Origin of the sequence: Pseudomonas sp., from assembly GCF_036404235.1 — a bacterium.
Taxonomy (GTDB): Bacteria; Pseudomonadota; Gammaproteobacteria; order Pseudomonadales; family Pseudomonadaceae; genus Aquipseudomonas.
Window position 1 is genome coordinate 22,713 of sequence record NZ_DASWOT010000214.1, and the last position, 25,249, is coordinate 47,961.

Annotated in this window: 22 protein-coding genes and 2 pseudogenes; 5 read left to right on the forward strand and 19 right to left on the reverse strand. The window is 55.7% G+C overall.

What is annotated here, in order from left to right:
• The first annotated feature begins 100 nt into the window (after nucleotides 1-100).
• From VGC62_RS26805 to VGC62_RS26815, 3 genes are read left to right on the forward strand one after another with little or no spacing between them, the layout of a single operon-like run.
• Entirely contained in the window at nucleotides 101-2,023 is a 1,923-nt protein-coding gene (locus VGC62_RS26805) for an IucA/IucC family protein (protein WP_331190099.1), read from the forward strand.
• Nucleotides 2,013-3,239: an MFS transporter gene (locus tag VGC62_RS26810; RefSeq protein ID WP_331190100.1), complete on the forward strand. Its 1,227-nt coding sequence runs from the start codon at nucleotides 2,013-2,015 to the stop codon at nucleotides 3,237-3,239. The genes VGC62_RS26805 and VGC62_RS26810 overlap by 11 nt, the downstream gene beginning before the upstream one ends.
• Nucleotides 3,236-5,353, forward strand: a complete 2,118-nt coding sequence (locus VGC62_RS26815; protein WP_331190101.1) for a TonB-dependent receptor — start codon at nucleotides 3,236-3,238, stop codon at nucleotides 5,351-5,353. Before VGC62_RS26810 ends, VGC62_RS26815 begins: the two co-directional genes overlap by 4 nt.
• A gap of 302 nt (nucleotides 5,354-5,655) precedes the next feature.
• Here the strand turns inward: VGC62_RS26815 and VGC62_RS26820 are convergent, their stop codons facing one another.
• The 3 genes from VGC62_RS26820 to VGC62_RS26830 form a co-directional block, all read right to left on the reverse strand.
• The gene (locus VGC62_RS26820; RefSeq protein ID WP_331190102.1) at nucleotides 5,656-5,838 is read right to left on the reverse strand and encodes a hypothetical protein; all 183 of its coding nucleotides are present in this window, start codon (nucleotides 5,836-5,838) and stop codon (nucleotides 5,656-5,658) included.
• A 174-nt stretch (nucleotides 5,839-6,012) separates the two neighbouring features.
• A complete protein-coding gene (locus VGC62_RS26825; RefSeq protein ID WP_331190103.1) occupies nucleotides 6,013-7,182 on the reverse strand; it encodes a lactonase family protein in 1,170 nt (389 codons plus the stop codon).
• A gap of 369 nt (nucleotides 7,183-7,551) precedes the next feature.
• A complete protein-coding gene (locus VGC62_RS26830) occupies nucleotides 7,552-7,839 on the reverse strand; it encodes a DUF5629 family protein (protein ID WP_331190104.1) in 288 nt (95 codons plus the stop codon).
• 258 nt (nucleotides 7,840-8,097) lie between these two features.
• On the opposite strand from VGC62_RS26830, the gene VGC62_RS26835 reads away from it, so the two are divergent.
• On the forward strand, nucleotides 8,098-9,294 hold the full coding sequence (locus VGC62_RS26835; protein WP_331190105.1) for an alkaline phosphatase family protein: 1,197 nt from the start codon (nucleotides 8,098-8,100) through the stop codon (nucleotides 9,292-9,294).
• Nucleotides 9,295-9,403: 109 nt separating this feature from the next.
• Here VGC62_RS26835 and VGC62_RS26840 read toward each other — a convergent pair whose 3' ends face one another.
• The 15 genes and pseudogenes from VGC62_RS26840 to VGC62_RS27865 all read right to left on the reverse strand — a co-directional run.
• On the reverse strand, nucleotides 9,404-11,785 hold the full coding sequence (locus VGC62_RS26840; RefSeq protein WP_331190106.1) for an RND family transporter: 2,382 nt from the start codon (nucleotides 11,783-11,785) through the stop codon (nucleotides 9,404-9,406).
• 27 nt (nucleotides 11,786-11,812) lie between these two features.
• Nucleotides 11,813-12,922 (reverse strand): WD40/YVTN/BNR-like repeat-containing protein, encoded by a 1,110-nt coding sequence (locus VGC62_RS26845; RefSeq protein WP_414705854.1) that lies wholly within the window; start codon nucleotides 12,920-12,922, stop codon nucleotides 11,813-11,815.
• Between the two features lie 371 nt (nucleotides 12,923-13,293).
• The gene (locus VGC62_RS26850) at nucleotides 13,294-14,253 is read right to left on the reverse strand and encodes an omptin family outer membrane protease (protein WP_331190107.1); all 960 of its coding nucleotides are present in this window, start codon (nucleotides 14,251-14,253) and stop codon (nucleotides 13,294-13,296) included.
• A gap of 222 nt (nucleotides 14,254-14,475) precedes the next feature.
• Nucleotides 14,476-17,139, reverse strand: coding sequence for an aminopeptidase N (pepN, locus tag VGC62_RS26855; RefSeq protein ID WP_331190108.1), 2,664 nt, complete (start codon nucleotides 17,137-17,139; stop codon nucleotides 14,476-14,478).
• A 13-nt stretch (nucleotides 17,140-17,152) separates the two neighbouring features.
• Nucleotides 17,153-17,983 (reverse strand): DUF2797 domain-containing protein, encoded by an 831-nt coding sequence (locus tag VGC62_RS26860; RefSeq protein ID WP_331190124.1) that lies wholly within the window; start codon nucleotides 17,981-17,983, stop codon nucleotides 17,153-17,155.
• Entirely contained in the window at nucleotides 17,980-18,240 is a 261-nt protein-coding gene (locus VGC62_RS26865) for a YeaC family protein (protein ID WP_331190109.1), read from the reverse strand. Before VGC62_RS26865 ends, VGC62_RS26860 begins: the two co-directional genes overlap by 4 nt.
• Nucleotides 18,241-18,269: 29 nt before the next feature.
• A complete protein-coding gene (locus tag VGC62_RS26870) occupies nucleotides 18,270-19,142 on the reverse strand; it encodes a rhomboid family intramembrane serine protease (protein WP_331190110.1) in 873 nt (290 codons plus the stop codon).
• The gene (locus VGC62_RS26875; RefSeq protein WP_331190111.1) at nucleotides 19,139-20,110 is read right to left on the reverse strand and encodes a metallophosphoesterase; all 972 of its coding nucleotides are present in this window, start codon (nucleotides 20,108-20,110) and stop codon (nucleotides 19,139-19,141) included. The genes VGC62_RS26870 and VGC62_RS26875 overlap by 4 nt, the downstream gene beginning before the upstream one ends.
• Nucleotides 20,110-21,000: an NAD(+) kinase gene (locus VGC62_RS26880; protein WP_331190112.1), complete on the reverse strand. Its 891-nt coding sequence runs from the start codon at nucleotides 20,998-21,000 to the stop codon at nucleotides 20,110-20,112. The genes VGC62_RS26875 and VGC62_RS26880 overlap by 1 nt, the downstream gene beginning before the upstream one ends.
• Before the next feature lie 408 nt (nucleotides 21,001-21,408).
• A complete protein-coding gene (locus VGC62_RS26885) occupies nucleotides 21,409-21,537 on the reverse strand; it encodes a bacteriocin immunity protein (protein ID WP_331190125.1) in 129 nt (42 codons plus the stop codon).
• A 207-nt stretch (nucleotides 21,538-21,744) separates the two neighbouring features.
• Nucleotides 21,745-21,972: a DUF7683 domain-containing protein gene (locus VGC62_RS26890; protein ID WP_331190113.1), complete on the reverse strand. Its 228-nt coding sequence runs from the start codon at nucleotides 21,970-21,972 to the stop codon at nucleotides 21,745-21,747.
• Nucleotides 21,969-22,046, reverse strand: a pseudogene (locus tag VGC62_RS26895) (colicin E3/pyocin S6 family cytotoxin); the annotation flags it as partial. The gene VGC62_RS26890 and the pseudogene VGC62_RS26895, both read right to left, overlap by 4 nt.
• 30 nt (nucleotides 22,047-22,076) lie before the next feature.
• Nucleotides 22,077-22,343, reverse strand: coding sequence for a bacteriocin immunity protein (locus VGC62_RS26900; RefSeq protein ID WP_331190114.1), 267 nt, complete (start codon nucleotides 22,341-22,343; stop codon nucleotides 22,077-22,079).
• A complete protein-coding gene (locus VGC62_RS26905; RefSeq protein WP_331190115.1) occupies nucleotides 22,343-22,747 on the reverse strand; it encodes a hypothetical protein in 405 nt (134 codons plus the stop codon). Before VGC62_RS26905 ends, VGC62_RS26900 begins: the two co-directional genes overlap by 1 nt.
• 36 nt (nucleotides 22,748-22,783) lie before the next feature.
• Nucleotides 22,784-22,954 (reverse strand): annotated as a pseudogene (locus VGC62_RS27865) (S-type pyocin domain-containing protein); the annotation flags it as partial.
• Nucleotides 22,955-23,078: 124 nt separating this feature from the next.
• Here VGC62_RS27865 and VGC62_RS26910 point away from each other — a divergent pair.
• Complete coding sequence (locus VGC62_RS26910; RefSeq protein WP_331190116.1) at nucleotides 23,079-24,077, forward strand: DUF1853 family protein; 999 nt, start codon at nucleotides 23,079-23,081, stop codon at nucleotides 24,075-24,077.
• On the opposite strand, the gene VGC62_RS26915 is transcribed toward VGC62_RS26910, so the two are convergent.
• Nucleotides 24,027-25,241, reverse strand: coding sequence for an MFS transporter (locus VGC62_RS26915; RefSeq protein ID WP_331190117.1), 1,215 nt, complete (start codon nucleotides 25,239-25,241; stop codon nucleotides 24,027-24,029). The genes VGC62_RS26910 and VGC62_RS26915 overlap by 51 nt on opposite strands.
• Nucleotides 25,242-25,249 lie beyond the last annotated feature (8 nt).

Sequence of the window (25,249 nt, forward strand, 5' to 3'; positions counted from 1 at the left end):
TAACCGCAAACATGATTAATATGCGCCGCTCAAATCGGCAACAATAATAATCATTATCATCAAGCGCACTGTTGAATTTACTATCACTAGGGATGTGGAATTGAACTCGCTCTACAGATTCAAACAGGCATCACTGGTTTCTCTCTGGTTGAATGCCTTAGAGACACCGGCCTTCAAGCGTCACAATTTAAACTTTAACGTCCTGCAAGCCGCGGCCTCAAAGTCGTTTGAAGCGTGCTGCCAGCGATTGATACAAGCACTACTGCGTGAAGAAATCATTCCCAGGACTTTCATTGAGTGCTCTTCGCCTGAGGGTATCTGGATAAATCTTCACGGTGGAAACCGGTTGCATCTTGATAATTTGTCGTCCGGGCGAATGAACAGCTGGTATCTCAAGGGCAGCATTACTTTCCACGCCGAAGGCGCAACACCTCGTCAACTGGTTTTTCCGTCGCAACTGCTGGTCCTTCTTGCGACCATCTTCGAACAGCCCGTATCGGCACAAGTGCTTTCGCGTTTTTCAGAGGAACTCGATGACAGCTTTATGAACGATACGCTCTGTGTCGCTTTCCATAATGCGTGGACTGAGAGCCTCACTCAGCAATACGGCCAAGGTGCGCACCGCGGATTCCTTGCCGCTCTAACCCAACAACCAAACATCAATCCGACTCTGCTGCTTGAGCAATGGGGAACGTCTGGTCACCCATGGCACCCCAATTACAAGACCAAGCTCGGTCTATCTACAGAGCAGGTGATCGGTTTTTCACCTGAATTCGACGCAAGTTACGATGTTTCGTTTTGCGCGCTACATCGCAGCTGCGCACACATAGAAGCGATAGACGACGACCTCGACTATTGGCAATGGTTGAGTAGCGTTTTCCCTACTGCTACCGAGGCGTTGCAAGCATCGCTCCTGTCACAAGGATTAAACGTCAATGACTATGTCGCGCTGCCAGTACATCCGTGGCAGGCATCTGAAACACTTCCTAAACTGTTCGCAAATGAGATCCGAGACCAGCTGTTGGTTCTGACCGCTATCAAGGCATTCACCGCCTATCCAACGATGTCATTCAGAACAGTGGTACCAGAATGCTGTCGTGAAGCGCCAATGGTAAAGCTGCCTGTAGCACTGCGCCTGACTAGCGTTCAGCGAACAGTATCCCCTAGATCCGCGTGCATGGGACCGCGTGTATCCCGACTCCTTCTCGACATTCTTGAAAGAGAACAGAGCATACAAACCATCTTGTCGATCCTTCCCGAATCTCTTGGCATTCATTACAAATCCGCTGTCCGCGATGATGATCGCGCAAGGCATTTAGCTGTGCTGTATCGGACCAATCCACTAACCATACTAAATACCAACGAGATGGCAATTCCGGTAGGTAGTCTTTTCGCACTTGATCAGAACGGTGAACCACTATTACGCCAATGGGTGTCGTTGTCCGAAGGCGCTGACGACGAAAACGCCGTCTATGCGTTTCTAGAGAATTATCTGAGCATTGCGGTGCAAGGTTTGTTGAGCCTGTATTTGCTGTATGGAATCGCTTTTGAGGCACACCAGCAAAACAGTTTCATGGTCATGGGTACTGACCAAAAACCAAGCCGGCTTTTGTTACGAGATTTCGGCGATATTCGTATCGACAGGGGCACATTGCATTCCTGTGGTCTAGATGTCGAAACTCATGATCGCGCAATGACGCTTTACGATAATCCTCAGTTTGTCCGGGATAAATTGTTGCACGCCACCTTCATGTGCCATCTTGGCGAGCTGATTCTTCTGGTGGCAAGACACTGGACGCTGCCTCAAGCGTTGCTGTGGAATCTATTAGCAGATCAGGTCAAGCATTGCTTTGATGAGCTGCGAAACAGGGTCAATCCTCAACGCTGGAAAACTGAACGTCAGGCATTGTTGGAACTGGATTGGCCTGCAAAGTCTTTCATGCGGATGCGACTGCTCGACAGTCACATTGACCTCGTCGGGCGCCTTAAAAATCCGTTGGATGCAACGTCCAATGAAGTCTGATAGAAGTCCAATCAAGCTTCTGATACTGATACAACTCATTTCCATGGGCGCCATGGAAATGAGCGGTCCGTTCTGGCCCTTGCAGATTAAAGCCTTGCTCCGCCCTGAGGACACTCGCTACATCGGGCTACTCTCGACAATTGTTTACGCTGGTCCGTTGCTGGCGGCAATGGTCTTCACTCCGATGTGGGGGCGATTGGGGGATCGAGTCGGGCACAAGATAATGATCGTCCGAGCGCTTTTCGCACTTGCGTTATGCCAAGGCCTCGCCGCCATGCTCAATGACGCATGGATGCTGGTGACAGTCCGTGCGGCACAAGGAGCGCTCGCCGGATTCATTACGGCCGCCCAAGCCTACGCCATGGTGTATTGCCCCGATAACAGTCGCGGCAAGACGCTAGCCGGTCTGCAATCAGCGACAGCCATCGGCTCACTGATGGGTCCGGTGCTGGGCGGCTGGTTGATGCAAACCCAGGATTTCGCTCTTCTCTGCTACAGCGCCGCGTTCATTTGTTTGCTGTGCGCAATGCTCAGCCTGTCGTTACCTGCTCTACCAGGACGCCAACGCGAATTAAATCCGCGTCCCGCTGCATCAACACAAAAAAGATGGTTAAGCGGATTGCTCACGATCATCGTATTGATCCAGGCGGCGAAGCTCATGCCTCAGCCCTTTTATGCGCTTTACGTGATCGAGATTCTGCACGGGGCCCCGTGGTTGATCGGTATCAGCTATGCCGCTAGCGCCGCGACATTGGCTATTTCCGCCCCTGTGTGGGGAAAGCTTTTTGATCGCCGGCATTCATCTCAAACTCTACGCGTTATCGAAAGAGTCACGTGGCTCTGCGCTGCAACGCTGGCAGTCAGCGCCCTCGCCAGTGACTGGACAAGCTTTATCGCCAGCCGATTAATCTGGGGTGTATGGCAAGGGGCGCTTCTACCCGTGGCCTACGCGCTAATCGCTAACACGATGCCCCTGAGTGAGCACGGTTTCGCTCTGGGCATGGGCAACAGCACTGCCAAAGCTGGCGCACTGTTGGGTCTGTTAATCGGTGGCCTTGGCATTAGCGCAATCGGATTGGATCAGGGCTTCTGGTTAGTAGCGCTCACCTACGCCTTTGCGGCTGTCGCAATCAGAGCCGTACGCATCGTGTCACAACAGTCGAACTCCCCCTTTACACCCGCCTCTCTTCAGCCTCACAAAAAGACCAAACGATGACAACACTCAGATTATCGACGCTGCTATCACTCCTGGGCTGCGTCAGCCTGCCCGCTGGCGCAGAACAAATCGAGAGCGATGGCTCACCCCAGCCCCTTAACCTGTCGGAGGTGGTGATATCGGCAACCCGAACACCTGAAACCATTGCATCGATACCCGGCGCGGTCCAGGTGATCGATGCACAACAGATCGGTGAGCAGAGTGGGCCAGGTCGCAGGGTTTCAGACATCCTCGGGCAGTTGGTGCCGGGGCTGGCACCGTCAAGTGGTGGAATGAGCAACTTCGGTCAGACCTTGCGCGGGCGCAATATGCTGGTACTTATCGATGGCGTGTCGCAGAACGCCACCCGGGATAACTTCCGACAGCTAAACAGCATCTCGCCAGGCAGTATCGAGCGCATCGAGATCGTTTCAGGCGCCAGCAGTATTTATGGTGCGGGCGCTTCAGGTGGCATTCTCAATATCATTACCAAACGAAATAGCGGCCAGGGGATAGCGTTCAGTAGCCGACTGGGCATGACCAGCGCCGATCAACTCAGCAGCAACGGCATGGCTTATGAGGTTTTTCAAAGCGCAACCGGGCGGCAGAACACGCTGGACTGGTATGTGTCGTCCAACCTGACGCAGCGCAACGACCAATTCGACGGCAATGGCAAACGTGTGCCTCAGGACACTTCGCAAGGCAGCAATATGGACACCGATACCTACGACCTGCAGGGACGGTTTGGTTATGAGCTGGATGCGACCAAAAAAATCAGTCTTTCGTTGCAGGACTATAAAGACAGGCAGGACACTGACTACACGAAAGATCGTGGTAACAAGACGCAAGCTGTTGCCGTCCATGGCTTGCAACTCGACCATCAACCTTATACCCATAATCAAGCAGTGAACCTGAATTACACCGATCAAGATTTTTTCGGCCAGGGCCTTCAACTGGAGAATTACTGGCGCCGGGCAGACGCCCTGTTCTTCCCGGACTTGTCTCGTGGCAAAGCCGGGGTTTCTGATAACAACAGCGTTCAGGATGTCTATGGATTGCGGATGGCTATCGACAGCCAAGCGCCGTCTATCGGCCCGGCGACCGGGCGCTTGGTCTGGGGTGCCGACTACGACCATGAGCGTTCGCGTCAACGCGGTGATCAATACGTCGTCGACGGACTGACGTATACCCGAACCGGCACCACCTTCGAGTTGGGTCCTGATCTGCAAACCACCACGCGCGCACTGTTTGGGCAACTGTCTTACGACATCGCCGATTGGACGCTGAGGGGAGGTGTAAGGCGAACATGGATTGAAAGTGAAGTCAGCGACAGTATTGCTTACGGCGAAATCGTGCAAACCGGGAACCGCTCAACGCTCAAAGGAGGAACGTTAAAGTACGACGATACGCTGTACAACCTTGGCGCCGTTTATTACCTGACACCCCATCAGGAGGTATTCGCCAACTTCAGCCAAGGGTTTTCGCTGCCGGATATCCAGCGCTATCTTCGTGACGTCAACAGCCGCTATGACATTGATCAACTTAATGCCCAGGCACTGAAAGTCGACAGTCGTGAACTGGGCTGGCGTGGTAACTGGAATCAGTGGCAAGCCTTAGTGACAGCCTATGAGAACACCTCAGACGTCACCCAGTTCTATGACGCCAATGACCGGGTGTTGCGTTTGATCAATCAGAAAGAACGGGTTCGAGGCATTGAAAGCAACCTCACGTATCGCGCCTCTGAGCGCTGGTCGTTGGGCGGAACTTACGGATGGGCCAAAGGTGAAACCCGACAAAAAGGTAAATGGATAGATTTGCCCGCGACCCGTATATCACCTGCAAAAAGCACACTGTTCCTGGCGTACCACGGACACAACCACGCTATACGTCTACAGAGTATGCAGTTGCAGAATTATAAGGCGGCCTTCAACGACAACAACGGTCGGAAAATCAAAGGCTACACACTATTGGACCTATTGGGTTCTGTGAATTTACCTGTCGGAAAGCTTGAGGGTGGCGTTTACAACCTGACCAATCGTAACTATCAAAACCTGTTCGCACAGGCAAATGCCCGCGCGCCGTATGCCAACGCGCAGGGTAGGACATTGGGTGTGAGCTACGCATTGGATTGGTAACAACAGCACAAAGGTGTCGATGAGGTGAAGAATAAGGCATAAAAAAATCCCCATCGCTTATTCAGCAGACGGGGATAAAAGGGAATACGTCAACGCTTTCGCGAGCAAGCTCGCCTTACAGTGGGTGCATGGCCTGACACGCAGTGGTCAGTGGGTCGCGTCCACCTGTTAAAGGCGAATTTGCTCGCGAAAACGTTTAACAACAGTATCGGAGCAAAGGGCTAAAACAGCGTTCTTACAAATCCATTCCCCGGTATCGTTTGTATCGTTAACGGGGAATGGATTCACATCGAAAGTTCTATTCATTGCTGGGTCTTGTGATCCAGTGCTGCGTAGAAATTGGCGCTTTGTTGCAGATACCTCGGTGTGTAAGTCTGGGTTGAGCTGGCTTTCCTGTCTGAAACTTCGACGCTGGCGCTGGCAGGCAGGGCAACAGTGGCGGAGATGGCAGACGCGGCGATGATGGAGAAGAGATTGAAATTCATGACGTGTACCTCGGTGTTGGGTTTGCGTTTCAAGTCTTGACCGTCTTGGCCGTGGATCGAATGTACGCCCGAGGTAGCGATAGCAGAAATTTTTTGTAGCACTAGATCATATCAGTTCAATTAATACATGCCTTCAGCCCTTGCAAAGTAAGGGCTGAAGGCAACTTCAAGCACTCACTTGGTGGTTAGAAAACGAAAGTCAGAAGGTGAATCGAAATCCAAAGCCTGCACCGTTTCGCCCAAAAGCCCGGTTTTTGGATCGACGCGCAGAGTGACGATCTGGTTGCTTTTCTGGTTGGCAATCAACATGAAATGACCACTGGGATCGAAGCTGAACTCCCGTGGTTCCTTGCCTTCGACCGAGCGACGCTGGAGTTCCTTCAACTGCCCGGTGGCTGGGTTAACGCTGAACACCAGCAGCTCATTCACGTCACCACGATTGGCGACATAAAGGAATTTACCGTCTGGTGAGGCGTGCAGCCCGCCCGCTGCGCGGTACTGCTGACCTTCCTTGTTGGCGAGTTCGACCAATTGCGTGCGTTTGAACACGCCGTCGTGGTAGTCGAACACGGCCACCTGCGCACTCATCTCAGTGGTCAGCCAAGCATGTTTACCGTCGTGGCTGAACAGCAAATGCCGGGGGCCGCTGCCCGCAGGCAGGTCCACCGATGGGTTTTTCGCTGGCTGCAAAGGCTGGGCTTTCTTGCCGTCGTAACGAAACACAAAGAGTTTGTCGGCACCCAGATCGCTGGCGATCAGGTATTTACCGTCAGGTGAGGAAACCGCCGAATGCACATGGGACGAGGCTTGCCGCTCAGGGTTCACCTTGCTCGCAGGGTGGGTGCTGGTTTGGGCGACGGCGGACAATGTGCCGTCCTTGCCCACCGGCACCACAGCCAGCACACCACCGGGATCAGCATGTACCGCGTAGTTGGCTACGAACAGAAAATGCTCATCGCCGCTCAGACTCGAATGCGTGGGCTCATCGCCTTTGCTTTCGACCTGATTGATGAACGAAACAACATGGGTCTTGGGATCGATGGCGAAACTGCTGACCTTGCCGACAACGTCAGTTTGACCCGGGCCGTTCTCATTGACCGCATAGAGATGACGCTGATCTTTGGAAAGCGTCAGCCATGAGGGGTTTTCGCTTTTGATCACTTGGCGAGGCGCGACATCGAGCTTGCCGGTTGTGGTGTCGAAGCGAAAACGATAAATGCCTTCGCTGGCGCCAGCGGTGTAAGAACCCACCAGCACGTCGTAGTCAGTCATGGTTGTCGCCTGAACAGAAAATGCGCTGATGCTGCTGGCCATCACCAGCCAGGGCAGAAGTTTACAAGTCATGGGCAGCTCTCTTGTTGATTGTTTGCCGACATGGAAGTCGTTGATATGACAGCGCAGAACACACGGTAGTTGCCTGTGCAGTAAGGCTGAGACACCGCCTCGCGGACAAGTTCGCTCCAGTGCGTTCTGGCCCTGCCCCGCCATGTAGGAGTTGGGCTTGTCCCACGACCGGCGGGGAACCCGTCGTAAAACCTGCGCACTCGGTGTGACAGGCATGCCGCGGACATCGGGTTTGCTGCCACTGCACGCCAGATCGCGGGACAAGCTGCTCTCCAGTGCATTTTGACGCTTTTGATACGGTCAAGCTTTTCAGCGAAAAACACCTGCTGAAAGCTTGACCAGGAACGGAGTATCCACACGGGAATCGGGTTACTCCTGCTCGTCATCACCCTCATCACGCGCGGCAAATGCGCTCATGGCGATAATCCGGTGATCGGCGTTGCCATCATTGATGACCCAGCTTTGCAGGGTGTCATCAAAGCTAGCCGCGTCGATCTGCGCCTGGGTGAAGCGCCAGACCTTACGCTCGCGACCGTCCATGCTTTCAATGTCCAACTGCTCCTCGTTCAACGAGAAGTCGAAGGCATGCAAGCCGTCGATTTCCAGCATGTCAGCGGTTTGCAGGGCGGCGAGCAGGTTTTCAGGGGTGGTGGTCATGGCTGTCATTCGCATTGGTGAAACCGCGAATAATAGGCGAAAAGACGCCTGCATGTGATCGTGAGCGTTTGTCAGACAGCTTTCGGGAGATCAGTCGCGAGTGTTGGAGCAGAACCTCACGCGGCGATCATCTGTCATTCAATCTTCAGAAAACTCCGCTATACCCCATAAACCCGCCACGCATCGAACAACACAGCACGGACTCGCCGCGCACACGTATTACCGTTCGCGACCTCAACTCAATGGATGAGGCTCACCATGAACACCACCTTCAAATCCAGCCATGCATTGTGGCCGCTTCTGGTTGTCTTTAGTTCACTCGCTCACGCTGACTTCAGCCAACAAAAGGCGCTGCTGATCGGCCTGGACGGCATGCAATTTGAAAAACTGCAGGACGCCATCGCTGACGGTCAAGCCACCGAACTGGGCAAATTTCATCTGTATAAAACCTACGCAGGCGGCATTGCCGGTCAATCCAGCGAGCAACCCACCCTTAGCGGACCCGGCTGGAGCACGCTGCTCACGGGGGCCTGGGCAGACCGCCACGCCGTCACCGGCAACGACAGTAACCTGCGCAACCAGGCCGTCAGCCTGTTCAAGCGAATCAGCCAGTCGGCACCCATGCGTCACACCGTGAGTATCGTCAGTTGGGACACCATCAACGATCATTTTGCCGATGACATCGCAGCCGGCGATGTCGAGATGGCGGTGAAATGCGCGGGTGATGATCAGTGCGTGCTGAGCAGAACGCTCGAAACACTGCGGTCAGGCAGCTACGACTTCATTTTCGTCGACATCGATCAACCTGATCGTGCGGGTCATGACCTTGGGTTTTGCACAGGGTATCAAGACGCAATCCAAACCGTGGACGCTCAGGTTCAGCAAATCATGGCTGCCCTCGATGCCCGGCTTGTCACTCATCCTGACGAAAATTGGCTGGTGATGGTGGTCACCGACCATGGACGTAAATCCCCCGACGGCAGAGATCACGGAGGTCAGACGCTGGGAGAAAAAACCACCTTCGTGGGCCTCAACAAACTGGCCAACGAACAGCTGACAACACCGATAACCGATCCGGACAATGCTGACTTTGACGGGCTCTACGGCTATGCCAGCCAAGCTGATATTGCCCCCACGATTCTGGCGCACTTGGGCATCGAACCTGACCCGGCGCATTACAGCATCGACGGTATGCCGTTGATCGGGCCGGTGGGGGTCAGGCAATTAGCGGCCAATCTGGATACCTCTGCGTATCTGATCACGTTGCGATGGCGGATCACCACGCCGAGCCTGCAACCTATAAGGATTTACCGTTCCGGCAGACTGATCGCCACGTTAAGCGGCAGTGCTTGCGAATACATCGACCATGATCTACCCAAGCGGGTCACCGCCCTCAATTACACCGTCGTGATGAACGGCGTACCCGTGTCGCGATGGGTGAAGGTGACGCGGTGAGGCATTGGCGCTTCTGCGCGTAAGACGTGGGAGCGTGGCTTGTCCCGCGATCTGCCGGGCACCGGCAGTAAAATCAGCGCATGCAGAGTGCCTGACACAACCACGACCGTTAATGCGAAAACAGCGAATTCCCCACTTTGCCGGCCATTTTTTCCGGTTTGATCAGAAACCGCGCCAGTGCAGGCAACAGCCACAACGCGCCGAACATGTTCCATAACAGCATGAAGGTCAGCATCAGGCCCATGTCGGCCTGGAACTTGATCGCCGAGAAGATCCAGGTACACACGCCAATTGCCAGGCACAGACCGGTAAACAACACCGCCTTGCCCGTGGATTTCAGGGTCTGGTAATAGGCTTCTTGCAACGGTAATCCTGCCCGTAGGAAAGTTTCCAGACGGCTGTAGATGTAAATCCCGTAATCGACGCCGATGCCCACCCCCAGCGCCACCACCGGCAAGGTCGCGACTTTCACCCCGATCCCCATGAACGCCATCAGCGCGTTACCCAGTACCGAGGTCAGCACCAACGGCAAGACGATGCACAGGGTCGCCGCCCACGAGCGGAACGTAATCATGCACATCACCGCGACGCAGAGGTACACCAGCACCAAAATCATCATCTCAGACTGCTTGATCACCTCGTTGGTGGCAGCCTCGATCCCGGCATTGCCTGCCGCAAGCAGGAACTCCAGGCCTTCCTTGTTGTTCTCGTCGGCAAACGTCTGCACGGCATGCACCACACGATCGAGGGTTTCGGCCTTGTGATCGTTGAGAAAAATCAGCAGCGGCGCCAGCGAACAGGTGTTGTTGTACAAACCGTCAGCCCGGGCGATGGAGCTGTTGAGTACGTCCTTGTTGCGCGACAGCGATTCCCATTTCAGGTTGCCTTCGTTCATGCCCTTGATCACTTGCTTGGACACGGTTACCAACGAGATTGCCGATTGCACCCCCGGCGTGTTTTCCATCTTCCACGAAAGTTCGTTGATCGCCGACAGCGTCTGATAGGCCGAACACCCTTCGGGCGGGGTCTTGACCATCACCACCAATACATCGGAGCTGGTGGAGTAGTTGTTGATGATGAACGCGTTGTCCTGGTTATAGCGTGAGTCAGGCCGCAGCTCGGGCGCGCCTTGGTCGAGGTCGCCGATCTTCAGGTTGTGGCCGTACCAGAGACCGCCGCCCATGGCGAGGATCGCCAGCACAATCGACACCGGCGCAACTTTAGCGCTGGCGAAGTTCGACAGCAGACGCCAGAACGGATGCTCACGCACGGCATCCTGTTTACTGCGCAACACCGCCTTTTTGCTGATGCCGACGTAGGAAATCGCCACAGGTAAAAGGATCAGGTTGGTGAACACAATCACCGCCACACCGATAGACGCGCCAATTGCCAGCTCGCGAATCACCCCGATGTCGATGATCAACAGCGTAATGAAACCCACGGCATCCGCCAGAATTGCAATCATGCCCGGCAAAAATAACTGGCGGAAAGTGCGCTTGGCAGCAGTCAGCGCGCTGTCGGCATCGCTGGAATGCAGCGCAATGCCGTTGATTTTCTGCACGCCGTGAGAAATCCCGATGGCGAAGATTAGAAATGGCACCAGCATCGAGTAGGGGTCGAGGCCGAAACCCACTAGATGCATCAGCCCCAACTGCCAGATCACAGCGATCAACGTCGTGCTCAAAACAGCCACGGTGCTGCGAATGCAGCGAGTGAACCAAACCAACAACACCAGGGTGATCAAAAATGCGACGGCGAAGAACATCACCACCATGATCAAGCCGTCGATCAAATCACCGACCTTCTTGGCAAAACCGACAATGTGAATATCGACGTTGGGGTTTTGCGCTTGGTATTTATCGCGAATCTTTTCTTCCAACTGGTGGGAGAACTGGCGGTAGTCCAACGGCAGCAACTTGCTCTGGTCGGCTGGGTCCGGGTAGAACTCCTGCAACGGCACATCGACGATGCTGGATTTGAAGTTGTTGGCCACCAGACGCCCGACCTGACCGGACTTGAGCACGTTGTTGCGCAGCTTATCGAGGCTTTCCGGGGAGCCATCGTAACTCTGTGGAATCACCTCACCACCGGCAAAACCCTCTTCGGTCACCTCGGTCCAGCGCACGCTGGGGCTCCACAATGACTTGAGCCCCGAGCGGTCGACACCGGAGATGTAGAACACCTCGTCGTTGATCTGGCGCAGCGTCTCCATGTACTCGCTGGAAAAAATATCGCCGCTCTTCGCTGCCACAGAAATCCGTACGGTGTTACCGAGGTTCGCCAGGTCGTTGCGATGCTTCATCATGTTTTGAATGAAGGGATGCCCCAGCGGAATCATTTTTTCGAAGCTGGTCGAAGGTCGTACCAGCGTCGCCTGCCAGAACAGGAAAATACTGATCACCAGGCAAATGCCCATCACGATCAGACGATTGTTGAAAATCAGTCGCTCAAGGAACGTCGACTTTTCGTGGGGATGTTGAAGATTGGTCATGCGAAAACGTCCTCGCCTTGTCAGTTCTTATTGTTGGGCAACATCAGCGCCCGTTGGCGAGGCGACGCGGACGCCACCCTGTCCTACCAGAATCAGATCACCTTTATCGTCCTCGGCGACGCCGCTGAGCGAGATACGGTCGGATCGGTTGGAAACCTTGAATGTCAGGCCATCGTCGGTGCTGCGCATGACACTGCCGCCATTGCCCACCAGCACCAATGAACCGTCTTGCAGCAAAGAAGCATTCGACAGGCTGAACTCCAGCGGACCTCGTTCGCCGTTCAGGGCGACAGGTGCCCAGGTAGTGCCGAAATCGCTGGAGCGGTACACATTGCCGCGCAGTCCGTAGGCCAGCAATGTGGCGGGTTGCGCTGTGGCAACCACGCCGAACAACGAGCCTTGATAAGGGCCTTCGAGTTTTTCCCAGGTCTGGCCGTCATCGGAGGAGCGGAACATGCTGCCCATCTCGCCGACGATGAACAGCCCGGAATCCTTCACTTGGGTTATTCCGTTGAGGTGGTACTGGTCTTCATTGTCGAGGCGATCACTGATGTCTTCCCAGTGCTGTCCGCCATCGGTGGTTTCCAGCAAGGCACCGTACGCACCGACTGCAATACCGGTCTGCGTGTCCTTGAACCAGACGTCCAGCAAAGGCGCTTCGCGCTTGAGGTCTTCGAATTGTTTACTCCAGGTCGCGCCGCCGTCACGGCTGGCGAGGATCTGAGCATCATGGCCGACCGCCCAACCGTGTTGCTCATCGACGAAATACACCGCGGTGAGCAGCTGCCGCGTCGGGACCTTGGCCTGGGTCCAGCTCTTGCCCTGGTCATCGGAATAGAGAATATGCCCACGGTCGCCAACGACAACCATGCGCTTGCCTGCGTGCGTGACGTCGAGCAACAGGCTGCGCGAAGCTTTGGAAGATTCAATGGCGTAGACGCCAGAATCGCCAGCACTGGCTGGTACATCGGCGGGTGACGACACAGCGGCGAACGCAGGCATCAAGGCACCTGACAGCGTAAGTGCGATGAGCAACGACAACGCTGCGCTCAGAGGCTTGCCCGTGTAAACGGTTCGAGGGACGCCATCGCTCACAATGACATCGGATCGAGTGCGCCGAATGACTGGCTCACGCATGGGGCTTCCCCTTCCTTTATTTTTATTAGGTTCTCCTTACGGCCACGTCATCAGCCTGCAAACGCTCTAGCCTGCTTACTGATGTGACTGTCGAAGCGAGCCCATCCTATCCAGCTTTGGAAATGTATGACAATCGACATAACGTTATCTTTGGTGAAGCAACGCTCCGGTGATTAGAGCGTTATCACTGGGATTGATTAAGGACTCTAGACGCTGGCATTGGCTGGCGGACGACATACAAGCAATCAGCCATTCTGTTTGGTCAATATTGAGCACGCTTGCCAGCGTTTGCGGTGCGGGCAAGCGTACTTCAAGGGCCACTGGTGCCTGGGAGATTGCAGGTATTTTTTTAAAAAACCCACCGGCTGCGATCAGAACTGATACCCCACCGCCAGGGTGGACAGGATCATCTTGCTGGCCTGGCCACTGGAGTTACCACCGAAACCCTCGCTGCTGCCGTCGCCAAGGTCCTTGATCAAGGTGCTGCCCTTGGCCTCGGCATTAACCTGATAGTCAACGCCCGCCTTCACCGAGAAACGCGGGGTGACGTGATAAGAAAGTGCCACGGCGAGGCTTTGCATCCGGCCTTTATTCCCGTGGTTGCCGGTAAAAGTCCGGTCGCGATGATGAGTGTCAAAGTCTCGTGCCTTGACCCACTGGCTGTACTTGAAGCGACTTTCCAGGGTCCAGTCATGAAAGTTGTAAATGCCTACGAGTCCAACGTAGGGCGTGTCATAGCGCTGCTTGTAGCTGATGACCTTTTCCCCAGCCTGAAACTCGCCAGACAGGTCACGATAGCCTTCCTGCGAAGAATGGTGGTAGCGACCACCCCGGCTCTCCCAACCAAACTGGCTGTGCTGATAACCCAGCATGAACCCAAGCGCAACGTCCTCACGCTTGATCGCCCAGGCGGTCGCTGAAACCTCAGCCTGCCAGGCAGTCTTGACGCGGGTATCCGGGTGATCCGAGTAATGGCTCCAATCGGCGTGCTCATCGCTCAGCCAGTCATAGTCCTTCATGTGGCTATCGCCCTTAGCGATGTGAGTCCAGCCAGTCAGGTCAAGGGAAAGCCACTCCTGAGGGTGGTAAGTCAGGCCCAGGTGCAGCGTGGGCACCTGTTTGAAATCCCAATTCAGTTGGCTGATTTTCTTACCGCCTGCCTCGACGTCGTAAACCGTTTCCCGAGCCTGGCCGTTCAAGAGCCCGACACCCATGTTTACTTCAACGTTGCCGAGGTTAAACCGTTGCTCGTTGGTCATCTGTGCATGGGCTAGCGCCTCTTGCCCAAATGTGACCGCCCCTAGCAGTACCAGCGCCTTACGTCCTGTCATCAACAATTGCACACCCTTATGTCGGAGATATACCTGGCGGTAGCAGACCGCCTGGCAAGCTGCGAAAGGATGAACTTGGTAGCGGGATATTTCTGTCGGCTGCCTCTTATCGGTCCGTATGAAACCGTGATAAGCGATCGCCGAAACATCCTACAAAAAGCAGAGCGCAAAAAAGGGCCACCCGTGTGAACGGACGGCCCTCAGATCGATAACCGGCGCGAATCACGCCAGGCTTTTACTCACCACTTCATACACGTCGCTGGATAACTGGCCCGACGCACGAATGCGCTGCAGTTCACCTTTCATCAACGCTTGACGCTTATCGTCGTATTTGCGCCAGCGGGTCAGCGGCGCCAGTTGGCGGGAGGCGATCTGTGGGTTGAAGCCATTCAACTCGATGACCAGATCCGCCAGGAAGCGATAACCTGAACCGTCTGCCGCGTGGAAGTTGATCAGGTTTTGCCCCGCAAACGCGCCGATCAAGGCGCGCACCTTGTTCGGGTTCTTCATGGTGAACGCAGGGTGCTGCATCAGCGCTTTCACACGATCCAGACCACCTGGCAGCGGACTGCCCGCTTGCACGCTGAACCACTGATCCATGACCAGCGGGTTGTCTTTGAAGTCTTCGGCGAATACCGCCAGCGCCTTGTCCTTGGCTTCTGTGTACGCAGAGTTGACCAGCACCGCCAGCGCGGTGAGGCGCTCGGTCATGTTGTCGGCGGTTTCGAACTGCTCGTTGGTGGCCGTCAACACTTCTGGCTTACCGACCAGCATCAGGTACGACAGCGCAATGTTCTGTAGCGCACGACGGGCGAAATGTTCGGCTTCGGCCACGTACGGCGTGGCTTTCGATACCGCGCGGTTAGTCTGATAACGGGCCCACAGGCTGTCGGATAATTTCTCGGCCAACTGCAAACGGGCAAACTCGCGTGCGGCATGGATCGCATCGACGTCCGCTACTTCGCTGATTTCGGTCAGATAGGCCTCACCCGGCAGCGAGAGCATTTCCGCGACCATGGCCTGATCCAGACTCTCGTCCGCCAACACAGTGCCCAGCGCCGTCACCAAACGCTGATCCATCTCCAGCGACTTGCCCTGCTGATATTGCTCGATCAACTCTTGCAGCACTTGCACCGACAACTGCTGACCGGCATCCCAGCGGTTGAAACCGTCAGTGTCGTGCTGCATCAGGAACATCAGTTGATCGCGGTTGTACGGGAAGCTCAGTTTCACCGGAGCCGAGAAGCCGCGCAGCAACGAAGGCAACGGTTTTTCAGCGATGTCGACGAAGGTGAAGGTTTGCTCGGCTTCGGTCACTGACAGCACACGCGAGGTCTTAATCGCTGCCGCTTCGCCTTGCAGACGCAGCGGCAACTCGCCACCCTGTGCATCCAACAGGCCCAACGAAACCGGAATCACGAACGGTTTTTTCTCGTTGCCTGGCTGCCCCGGCGTGGTCGGCGCGCTTTGGCGGAACGTCAGGCTGTAAGTTTTGGCGCCAGCATCGTAGGCATCAGTGACGGCCAAACGCGGCGTACCGGCTTGCGAGTACCAGCGTTTGAACTGGGTAAGGTCAACGCCATTGGCGTCTTCCATGGCCTTGATGAAGTCGTCGCAGGTCACGGCCTGGCCGTCATGGCGTTGGAAATACAGATCGCTGCCCTTGCGGAAGCCTTCAGCGCCCAACAGCGTGTGGATCATGCCCACGACTTCCGACCCTTTTTCATACACAGTCAGGGTGTAGAAGTTGGAAATCTCGATGAAGCTGTCCGGGCGCACCGCGTGGGCCATCGGGCCTGCATCTTCGGCGAATTGGTGGGTACGTAGATACGCCACGTCCTGAATCCGCTTGACCGTCGCCGAGTTCATGTCCGCCGAGAAGCCGGAATCACGGAACACCGTGAAGCCCTCCTTGAGCGACAACTGAAACCAGTCGCGGCAGGTCACGCGGTTGCCCGACCAGTTGTGGAAGTATTCGTGGGCGACGATGGCCTCGACGCGCTGGTGCGCAGCGTCGGTCGCGGTTTCGGCGCGAGCCAGCACGGCGCTGGAGTTGAAGATGTTGAGGCCCTTGTTCTCCATGGCGCCCATGTTGAAGTCGTTGACCGCCACGATCATGAAGATGTCCAGGTCGTATTCGCGGCCGTAGACCTCTTCGTCCCAGCGCATGGACTTCTTCAGGCTGTCCATGGCGTGCTGGCATTTGTCGACGTTTTCCGGCTCGACGAAGATGCGCAGCGTCACCTTGCGCTCGGTCATGGTGATGAACGTGTCTTCGATGCACCACAAATCGCCAGCCACCAGCGCGAACAGGTACGCAGGCTTCTTGAAAGGGTCTTCCCAGGTTGCCCAGTGCCGACCGTCGTCACCCGGCCCCTGAGCGATCAGGTTGCCATTGGACAGCAGCACCGGAAAGTCATGCTTGTTGCCGCTGACCGTGGTGGTGAATTTACTCATCACGTCCGGGCGGTCGAGGTAATAGGTGATCTTGCGAAAGCCTTCGGCCTCGCACTGGGTGCAGAACATGCCGCTGGATTTGTACAGGCCTTCGAGCGCGGTGTTGGTTTCCGGGTGAATCCTGACCGTGGTGTCCAGCGTGAAGCTGTCGGATTTCGGGTGTACGGTCAGGTTGTCCGGGGTCAGCAAATAATCAGCTTCGGTCAGATCGACATCCGCGAGCTTGATCGACAACAGCTCAAGCAATTGGCCATCGAGGACCAGGGGCGGAAAACCGGCACCACGTGCCGGGTTACGGCGCATGACCAATTGCGCATGGACCAGCGAGTGGTCATCGAACAATTCGAACGTCAGGTGCGTCTCGTCAATGAGGTACTCAGGCGCCTGATAATCCTTCAGGTAGATCATTTTCGGCTGGTCGGTGCGCATGATGAATTCCTTATTACTGATGCACGGCGAGCTGGTACGCCGTGTATTTGCGAATATTGATCACGCCGGTATCGAAGATCAGGTATTGGCCCTTGATCCCCATTAACGTGCCTTCTGCGATTGGGTCTTTGTCCAAATTGAAGCTGACGATCTTGGTCGGATACGCCTGGACCGGGTAGTTGATCTCAATCGGTTCGACATCCTGCAGCAGTTGGATGGCCTGTAGACCAAATCGCTCCTGCAAGCCCTTCAAGCCTTCGGCGCAGGACTCGAACAATTGCTGACGAATGGCCTTGAGGTCAACCGCTGGTGCATCGCCTTTAAGCAATGCACGCCAGTTGGTGCGGTCGGCGACCTGGCTGCGCAGCAAATCCTCGACGAACCCGGACTGCTGACGCGTGGCCACACGCAGAATCGGCAACGCCTGACTTGCACCCTGATCCAGCCAGCGAGTGGGCAGTTGGGTGCCTCGGGTGATGCCGACTTTCACGCCCGACGAGTTGGCCAGATACACCACATGCTCGGTCATGCAGAACTGTTCGCCCCACGCCGGATCGCGGCAGGTGCCGTGTTCGTGGTGGCATTTTTCCGGGCTCATGATGCAGATGTCGCACTGCGCCAGTTTCTGCATGCACGGGTAGCAATAACCCTGGCTGAAGCTGGTCTTGGTCCGACGCCCACAGTGGCTGCAATGAATGGCGCCGAGGTATTCCAGGCGTACCGTCTTGCCGATCAATGGATTGACCGGAATCTCGGTGTCACCCAAACGAAAAGTGTACTCAACCCGCGACGCATCAAGACGCGCCGACATTTTGTTGACTGCTCCGCGGCCAATCTCGATCAATGGATGGCATCCGACTTGAACAGGATATTGGGCACCGTCGTGGATTTCGACGCGCATTCCTGCGGCCCCATGTAACCGATGCGCTGGTCTTCCGGCACGTTCATTACCTCCCAGGCGATCAGGGCTTGCAGCGACAACTCGCGCTGTTCTTGAGTCAGCTTGCGTCCATCGGACCATTTGCCGATTTCCACGGCCAGTTTCAGGCTCTCGTAGATGTCCGGCGTGATGTTTTCGATCATTTCTTGAAAAGTGGACATGGGCTTCTCCCAGAATTTAGCGGGCGATTTTAATGTTTACGGCGGGCTAATGCACCGCCCAACAGACCTGTTACACAACCGATGATCAGTCCACCCACATGCGCGCCGTTGGCGATTTCGCCAAAGCCCAGCAGGCCGACCACGCCGGTCAGGCACACCGCCAGCCAGACCAGCATCATGATCAATACGCCGCGCGGCAAACGGTACATGGGGTTGGGCGCCAGCAATTGAAAGATCCAGCAATGGCCGAGCAAACCATAAAGCACACCCGACAAACCGCCGAACAGGCTCGGGCCACTCCAGAAATACTGCCCATAGTTGGAAAATGCACTGAACAACAGGGTCAGGCCCAGCAGTTGCCAACTGCCTTGACGCATCTCGATGCGCTTGCCCAACTCCCAGAACCACATGCCGTTCATCGCCAGGTGCAGCAGGCCGAAGTGGATTAGCATCGGCGAAACGATCCGCCACCACTGCCCTGCCGCCAAGCTGCCTTGCAGCGGCGTGAACAGGACATATTCGCCGCTGATGCGAAAATCGTTGAAAGTGAACCAGTGCAAGGTATCGAGGTTATCGCCCAGCAACGTCACACCCGCGACGATCAATGACAGCAGCAGAATCAACGCCGTGACCGGGCTGGCGCGCAATTGCACGAAGGCGTTGGGTCGCTTGAAGGTCGAGACCTGTTGACCGGCTGGCAACTGAGCCGTCGGGTCGCCTTCGGGGTAGCGCTGATAAAGATCGCGCACCTCGTCTGCCAATGTCGGTGCATCCGGAACCCACAGTACTTGCTCGCCGGCCTCCTCACTGACCCGATGCGGGACGTTCAAGCGCTTGAGCAACTGCAGGAAACCGCTCAGGTCAGTGTTCAATGGCAGACGTAAAACGGCGACAGGACTCATTCAACATTCTCAGGGCGCTTGACGTCGACCCAGACAAATTTACCCGGATCGATCTGTGTTTCCTGATCGAGCCGGTAGGCAACCAGTTTGCCGTACAGCACTGCGCTGTAATCCAGACAGGCCAGGTTCGGCCGAATGGCTGCGGGGATGCCACTGCGCCAGTAATGGCCGACGAACAATAGCGGTTCATCGATGCCATAACGCAGCAGCGCGCTTTTTTCGCTGTCAGACAACGGACGCTTGGCCACAGGCTCCGGCAATGCATCGGGCTGGAACACCACATCGCCATAGGTTTGTGGGTCGTCCTCCCAGAACTTGGTGCGGAACGAGGCGCGAGTCAGGCCGTCGCCGCCGGTCAACGTCATGCCGTGCGGCAAGCGCATATCGGTGCCACGCAGCAAACGATCAAACACCGCGCTGGCGAAACTGCCCGGTATCGCCGAGGCCTGGACAAAGTGCTGGTCAATTCGTCCGTCGCCATGCACGCCACGCAACGGCGCGATCAGGCTCGCATCCCAACACGCATGCACCAGCCGAAAACGCTCGGCATCGATGAACAGCGGCAGCTCGTAGAACCACTGTGTGAAATCGTGCCAGTCGCCGGGATGCTGCTCAAACTGGGCCAGGGTTTCGCTCAGCAACCGAGTATGTCGCGGCGTGTGATCGCGCACGAACTGCTTGCCGGTTTCCAGTGGCGCCGGGGTGATCCAGCCCAACGCGTTGAACTCGTGGTTACCCATGATGCAAAACGCCTGACCGGCCTGGACCATGTCATGCACGATGTGCAGCGCCTCGCGAATACGTGGGCCGCGGTCGATGATGTCGCCAAGGAACAACGCCATGCGTTCAGGGTGACGCCAGACGCCCGCCTGAAAACGGTAACCGAGGGTGTCGAGCAAGTGCTCAAGGGTCTGGGCACAACCATGCACGTCACCGATCAGATCGTAGCTACGCGCGGGATCGAGCATCAGTCGCCTCCACCGCCGAGCCGACTGCCCCAACCCAGCTTGGTACGGCAGACCTCGTAGTAGTTGTGATCCAGCGGATGGATCAGGCGCAGTTTCTGCGGTTTTTTCTTCACAGTGACGGTATCGCCTGGCGCGCAGGTGAAGTGATTCTGCCCGTCGCACGAGATTTGCGGATAAATCGTCATGTCCTTGGAGACCACGATTTTCAGCTCACTGTTGCCATCCACCACAATCGGCCGGCCAGATAACGTGTGCGGGTACATCGGCACGATGACGATGGCGTCGAGTTTGGGGTGCATGATCGGCCCGCCCGCCGACAGCGCATAAGCAGTTGAGCCCGTGGGTGTCGCGACAATCAACCCGTCGGCCTTTTGGCTGCAGACGAACTGGCCGTCGATGTAGATTTCGAACTCGATCATCCGCGTGGATTTGCCTGGATGCAGCACCACGTCGTTGAGCGCATCACCCTGGCCGATGGCTTCGCCATGACGACGGACTTCGGCTTGCAACAAGAAACGGTTTTCCACCAGATAGTGGCCGTCAAGCACTTCGGCGACTTTCACTTCCAGTTCGTCGGGGCGGATATCGGTGAGAAACCCCAGACTGCCTCGGTTGATACCCAGCACCGGAACGTTGTGCTTGGCCAGCGCCCGCGCCGCACCAAGCAAACTGCCATCGCCGCCGACCACGATCACCATGTCGCACACTTCACCGAGCATCTTGCGCGACGAGGTTTGCATGCCATGCCCTGGCAGGACCTCAGCGATAGCGTCCTCGAGAATCACGTGCAGGTGCCGCGACATCAGGAATCTCTTCAGTCGGCGCACGGTCTCAAGCACTTGCGAACTGCCAAGGCGACCGATGATACCGATATTGCGAAATTGCTCCATGGGGCTCCTGCGGGGTTTGGCGCGTGCAAAGAAAGCGATTATGGGCGAAAGGCTTCGGCTGCGGCAAATAAGGCTCGGTAACCGACGTAAAGCTGCTCGAAAGCACCTACCGAGAATCTGCCAACTCGGCGATTTACGCGACATCCCGCTGGCGTTTCAAACCTTGAGAAGTAACAAGCTGCAATCCTCGAGGCCGAAATGGACGCTATTTTTAGTATCGGCCCTGACGGACCCCGCCTGCAGTCCAGAGCACAGGCAAGCTTGTTAGGCATGTCCTGCGCCAGACTGAACCTAGAAATTGAACAATTCCTTAGGCAACGTCCCCAGCCGGATGTCTCCATGCGTCATGAATCTGTGATGTGCTGCAAAGGACGTGGCCCACTGGGTGTTACTTGGCAGCGTCCCCGGTCACGGCGCCGAACTCATTGAGGCTTGTGACACCTTTAAATCTGACCCTTCGGGGTGCTCACCAAGCCGTTCAAACTCTAAAACAGCCTTGCCATGTTGATGCTGTGTCCGATAGCTAGCAATGCATATTTTTTGACAGGTTTCAAAAACTCAAGCTCAGTAATATCCTCGATGGATGAAGGCTTTTCCATTAGTGATTATCCTGATTGCGTAATTCACTGGGAATTTTATCGTGAGGCGAAGTTATCGGCTTCCCCGTATAAAATCCGGCTTTCCGCCTGCAATACACCAACCCCTTATAGTTTTAATAATACCTTCGAGTGAATTATCTGCTTATTAATCTTCCTCACAATCTAAATACAACTCAAGCGCCTTTGGCAATTCAACAAGCGCAGCTATCTCGACTTCTTTAATCTGCTCGCCATTAAGTTTATAAGAGAAAACACACTCTCCGTCATCCTCCCACCGCATAATCTCTTTCAGCCGCGCTAGCGAGATGACTAAATCTTGACGAAAAACAGGAAAGTCGTTTTCAGACGAATAACCGGTTATGAAGTGAATCATGGTTCAATCCTCCGTGCTGGATCAGCAGGTTTTGTTTGTGCACCCGTTTCATGATCGACTTCTCCCAAATGTGTTCCTTGTTTATTACGGAAGGCTTTACTTAGTTAAGTATTGTCTGGCTTAAAGCCTGGTTTCCCGTTCGCGGCTCGCCATTCCTTTATCGTTTTGACGATACCTTCTGGTGAGTTGTCTGCAGATTTTTTCGGGTAGTAGATCAGATCTGACCCTTCGGGGTGTTCACCCAGCCGTTCAAACTCTAGAATAGCCTTGCCATGTTGATGCTGTGTCCGATAGCCAGCAACGCATATTTTTTTGACAAGTTCCAAAAATTCAAGCTCAGTAACATCTTCGATGGATGAAGGCTTTTCCATTAGTGACCCTCCTGATTGCGCAACTCATTATGAATTTTGTCGTGATTGGCAGGACTATTAAATCCCAAATTATCTACCCCGTAAACATCTCCTCCTTTCGAGATAGGCTTAATGTGATGGATTTCATACCACATCCTGCCACCTTTTCGCTCACCCTTCGGAACAATAGGCGCATTACCTTTTTTGATCAGCTTAATATTCGTTTCATCCATATTAGTCAGCATCTCAGGGTGCTTAGACATCTCCCTCCAAATCGCGCGCTTCAAATTCCGAAATTCAGCGTACTGTCTCCCCCTAAGAGCATCGGCAACCACAGAAGGTATAGACGAACCTAAACCTTTCGAGGCGCTCGCCTGCCAATTTTCATCAAGGCTTCCTCCCACACCGCTAACAATTCCTGGCATGTACCGTGGCCTTTTGAATAGCGCATAAATAGGGGGCAGTCCGGAGTCGGACGGAAATACGATAATGTAGTCATCAAAGTCTTCCTGGTCATAAGTCGGAAAGCCACCAAGTTCATTCAAAACGGGTGATACACCCGCCCCTGAATCGGCCGGAAGAGTTGGAGTTTCGCTCGGGGATAACGTGGAGCTGCCATCCAGATACTGAATAAGTGCTTAGTTTGGATGGGTTCCGAAAGATAATTAAAAGCCTCGTCAACCAGAGAGGCTTTTAATTAATCAAAATTATCAACTAGCCTGACTTCAAGTCGCGACACCCGCTATTCTCCCCCACATGACCCTATTCCCCAGCCTCATCGACCTGCCCCGCCAACTTCGCCATCCCCAGGTGCGGGATCTGGCGTGGGTGATTCTCTCGCCGCCGATGCTGGCACAAACGCCCTGGCCGCAGCGTCATCCGTTGTCCGCCAGCGACTGGGCCGACAATCCGCAAGCGCTGGCGGACTTTCTTCTCGCGCTGGACCAGGACAACACCTCGCTCGCGCATTGGCTGTCTCAGGGCGAGACCCGACGACTGGGGCGTTATTACGAACGGCTTTGGCAATTCGCCGTACAGCACGCACCCGGCGTAGACATAATCGCCGCCAACCTGCCGATCCGCGTGGCCGGGCAGACGCTGGGCGAACTGGACATGCTGCTGCGCGACCGCGAGGGCGTCCATCACATCGAACTGGCGATCAAGCTTTACTTAGGCCCGCAAGATGGCGACGGCAGCGATCCGGCGCAGTGGCTGGGGCCGGGTTGTCATGATCGTCTGGACCGCAAGCTGCGGCACCTGAGCCAGCATCAATTGCCGATTTCAGCGCGCCCGGAAGGCCGAGAAGCGCTTGCGGCGTTGGCCGTGAGCACGTTTAGCGCTGAACTGTGGCTGGGTGGCTACCTGCTGTATCCGTGGCCCGGAAACGCCCAATCACCCGCTGGCGTGCATGCCGATCACCTGCGTGGGCACTGGTTGCATCAGCGGGACTGGCAGGCCTTCGTCGCACAACGTCCGCCGGGGCGCTGGCAACCCTTGCCGCGTCACGCCTGGCTGGCACCGGCGCGTTACGAAGAGGCCTGGAACGACGATCAACTGCACCACTGGCTACATGAACTGCAACCGATGGCCCCCGCTCAACTGATGGTGCGCCTCACGCACACCCCACATGGCCAATGGGAAGAGGCAGAACGGCTGTTTTTGGTGTCGAACCTGTGGCCCAACCTGCCCGACACCGCCACGGCATCAGCGTTTGGTTCTGGGCAACAGGATCGCGAGGATCCCCAGCAGCGGTAGAAACGAGCACAGCGTGTAGACGTAGACAATCCCGTGACTGTCCGCAAGATGCCCCAACAACGCCGCACCGATGCCGCCAAAACCGAACATCAGACCGAAGAAGATTCCGGCGATCATGCCGACATTACCCGGCACCAGTTCTTGGGCGTAGACGACGATGGCTGAAAATGCCGAAGCCAGAATGAAACCGATGATCACGCTGAGCACGCTGGTCCAGAACAGATCAGCGTATGGCAACGCCAGGGTGAACGGCGCGACGCCGAGGATCGAGAACCAGATCACCGCCTTGCGCCCGATCCTGTCGCCTATCGGCCCACCGAAAAAGGTCCCCGCGGCCACTGCCGCAAGGAACATGAACAGGTGCAGTTGCGAACTGGCTACCGATAGGTCGAAGCGTTCGATCAAAAAGAACGTGAAGTAGCTGGTGAAACTGGCCATGTAGAAATATTTGGAGAACACCAGCAGCGCCAGCACCACCAATGCCGCCGTCACCCGCCGTTTCGACAGGCCGTGGGTGGCCACCCCGCCCTGCTTGAGCTTGAACAGGCTCAGATGGGTTTTGTACCAGCGGCTAATGGCATACAAAAGGCCGACCGAGAACAGCGCGAACAGACCGAAATAGGCGATGTTGCCCTGACCGAATGGAATGATGATCGCCGCCGCCAGCAACGGCCCTAACGCAGATCCCGTGCTGCCCCCCACCTGAAAGGTCGATTGCGCCAAACCGAACCGACCACCCGAGGCCAGCCGTGCAATCCGTGAGGCTTCCGGGTGAAAAGTTGAGGAACCAATACCGATCAGGCCCGCTGCCAGCAGGATCAGGGGAAAACTGCCAACAGTCGACAGCATCAGAATGCCTGCAAGGATGCACAGTGAACCGAGCGGCAATACCAGCGGGTTCGGATGACGATCGGTGTAATAACCAACCCACGGCTGCAGCAAAGAAGCCGTCATCTGAAAGGTCAAGGTGATCAAGCCGACTTGAGTAAAGCTCAGGTCATAGTTGGCCTTGAGCATCGGATAGATCGACGGCAATACCGCCTGGATCAAGTCATTGATCAAATGCGCCAGCGCCACCGCGCCGATGATACGCAGAACCAGCGGGCTGGATTGAGGGATAGCAGTGGTTGAAGCGCTGGTGGAAGGCGGGCTGCTGACGGCCATGACAAGGG

Coding starts and splice junctions, on each gene's coding strand:
- VGC62_RS26810 (WP_331190100.1), top strand. CDS start 2,013: ATGAAGTCTGATAGAAGTCCAATCAAGCTTCTGATACTGATACAACTC.
- VGC62_RS26815 (WP_331190101.1), top strand. CDS start 3,236: ATGACAACACTCAGATTATCGACGCTGCTATCACTCCTGGGCTGCGTC.
- VGC62_RS26820 (WP_331190102.1), bottom strand. CDS start 5,838: ATGAATTTCAATCTCTTCTCCATCATCGCCGCGTCTGCCATCTCCGCC.
- VGC62_RS26825 (WP_331190103.1), bottom strand. CDS start 7,182: ATGACTTGTAAACTTCTGCCCTGGCTGGTGATGGCCAGCAGCATCAGC.
- VGC62_RS26830 (WP_331190104.1), bottom strand. CDS start 7,839: ATGACCACCACCCCTGAAAACCTGCTCGCCGCCCTGCAAACCGCTGAC.
- VGC62_RS26835 (WP_331190105.1), top strand. CDS start 8,098: ATGAACACCACCTTCAAATCCAGCCATGCATTGTGGCCGCTTCTGGTT.
- VGC62_RS26840 (WP_331190106.1), bottom strand. CDS start 11,785: ATGACCAATCTTCAACATCCCCACGAAAAGTCGACGTTCCTTGAGCGA.
- VGC62_RS26845 (WP_414705854.1), bottom strand. CDS start 12,922: ATGCGTGAGCCAGTCATTCGGCGCACTCGATCCGATGTCATTGTGAGC.
- VGC62_RS26850 (WP_331190107.1), bottom strand. CDS start 14,253: ATGACAGGACGTAAGGCGCTGGTACTGCTAGGGGCGGTCACATTTGGG.
- pepN (WP_331190108.1), bottom strand. CDS start 17,139: ATGCGCACCGACCAGCCGAAAATGATCTACCTGAAGGATTATCAGGCG.
- VGC62_RS26865 (WP_331190109.1), bottom strand. CDS start 18,240: ATGTCCACTTTTCAAGAAATGATCGAAAACATCACGCCGGACATCTAC.
- VGC62_RS26870 (WP_331190110.1), bottom strand. CDS start 19,142: ATGAGTCCTGTCGCCGTTTTACGTCTGCCATTGAACACTGACCTGAGC.
- VGC62_RS26875 (WP_331190111.1), bottom strand. CDS start 20,110: ATGCTCGATCCCGCGCGTAGCTACGATCTGATCGGTGACGTGCATGGT.
- VGC62_RS26880 (WP_331190112.1), bottom strand. CDS start 21,000: ATGGAGCAATTTCGCAATATCGGTATCATCGGTCGCCTTGGCAGTTCG.
- VGC62_RS26890 (WP_331190113.1), bottom strand. CDS start 21,972: ATGATTCACTTCATAACCGGTTATTCGTCTGAAAACGACTTTCCTGTT.
- VGC62_RS26900 (WP_331190114.1), bottom strand. CDS start 22,343: ATGGAAAAGCCTTCATCCATCGAAGATGTTACTGAGCTTGAATTTTTG.
- VGC62_RS26905 (WP_331190115.1), bottom strand. CDS start 22,747: ATGCCAGGAATTGTTAGCGGTGTGGGAGGAAGCCTTGATGAAAATTGG.
- VGC62_RS26910 (WP_331190116.1), top strand. CDS start 23,079: ATGACCCTATTCCCCAGCCTCATCGACCTGCCCCGCCAACTTCGCCAT.
- VGC62_RS26915 (WP_331190117.1), bottom strand. CDS start 25,241: ATGGCCGTCAGCAGCCCGCCTTCCACCAGCGCTTCAACCACTGCTATC.